The organism is Sphingomonas segetis (assembly GCF_009720245.1).
Lineage (GTDB): Bacteria > Pseudomonadota > Alphaproteobacteria > Sphingomonadales > Sphingomonadaceae > Sphingomicrobium > Sphingomicrobium segetis.
On record NZ_WJSQ01000292.1, the window covers coordinates 1 to 1,177 of the forward strand.

Annotated in this window: 1 protein-coding gene and 1 pseudogene; both read left to right on the forward strand. The window is 69.0% G+C overall.

The genetic code is table 11. The features are described from left to right. On the forward strand, window positions 1–698 hold a 698-nt coding region (locus GH737_RS14850), incomplete at its 5' end, for a DUF2171 domain-containing protein (RefSeq protein WP_155265529.1). A 135-nt stretch (window positions 699–833) separates the two neighbouring features. Further along, a pseudogene (locus GH737_RS14855) lies at window positions 834–1,177 on the forward strand (NADP-dependent oxidoreductase); the annotation flags it as partial.

Here is a 1,177-nt window from a genome sequence, read left to right on the forward strand (position 1 = left end):
GGGGCGGCGGCGAGCGCAACCGTGGCCGCGACTTCGGCCGCGAGCGCGACCGTTCCTACCGACCGATGACCGGCGACTACGGCCGCGCCGAGCATGAATCGGACCAGTTCTTCGCGGCCAGCGGCGTCGGCCGCGGCGAGCGCGGCGCCGGCGAGTACTACCGGTCGCAGACTCCGTACGGGCGCGACGATTATCGCCGCACCAGTTTCGCCGGCTCGCGCGAGGGCTCTCGCGATCGGGACTTCGACCCGCACTACCGCAGCTGGCGCGAACGGCACATGAGCGACCTCGACCGCGATTATGACGACTTCCGCCGCGAGCATCAGTCGAAGTTCGAAAGCGATTTCGGCAGCTGGCGCGAACGGCGGCAGGAGAAGCGCGGCCTGCTCGGCCAGGTGCACGAGCATATGGAAGTGGTCGGCAAGGACGACGAGCATGTCGGCACGGTCGACAGGACCGCAGGCGACCGGATCATCCTTGCCAAGTCCGATCCCGAAAGCGGCGGCGTGCATCACTCGCTGAGCTGCTCGGACATCCACCGGGTCGAGGGCGACAAGGTGATCCTCGACTGCTCGGCGGACGAGGCGAAGGAGCGGTGGCGCGACGAAAACCGCAGCCGCGCGTTGTTCGAGCGCGAGGACCAGGGCGAGATGGGCCCGCGGACCCTCAACCGAAGCTTCGAGGGCACCTATCGCTGAGGCGATAGCGAGCTGAGCCTCCACCGTGGGAGGCTAACCGGACCCGGCGAGGCCGTCCCCTTCCTCGCCGGGTCCTTTTCGTGCGAAGGAACGAACATGCCCCGCGCCTGGCACCTGAAGAGCCGCCCGGAAGGGATGCCGACGGCAGAGAATTTCGAGCTCAAGGAGATCGAGCTTCCGCCGCTCGGCGAAGGCACGATCCACGTCCACAATCGCTGGCTTTCGGTCGACCCCTACATGCGCGGGCGGATGAACGACGTGAAGAGCTACGTCCCGCCGTTCCAGCTCGGCGCCCCGATGGAAGGCGGCGCCGTCGGCGAGGTGGTTGAAAGCCAGGCGGACGGATTCGCGGCGGGCGACCTGGTGCTGCACATGGGCGGGTGGCGCGACGAGGCGGTGGTCCCGGCGCGCACCGCGACCAAGCTGCCCGACCTCGGGGCCGAGCCGCAGCAGTTCCTCGGCGTGCNCGGCACGACCGG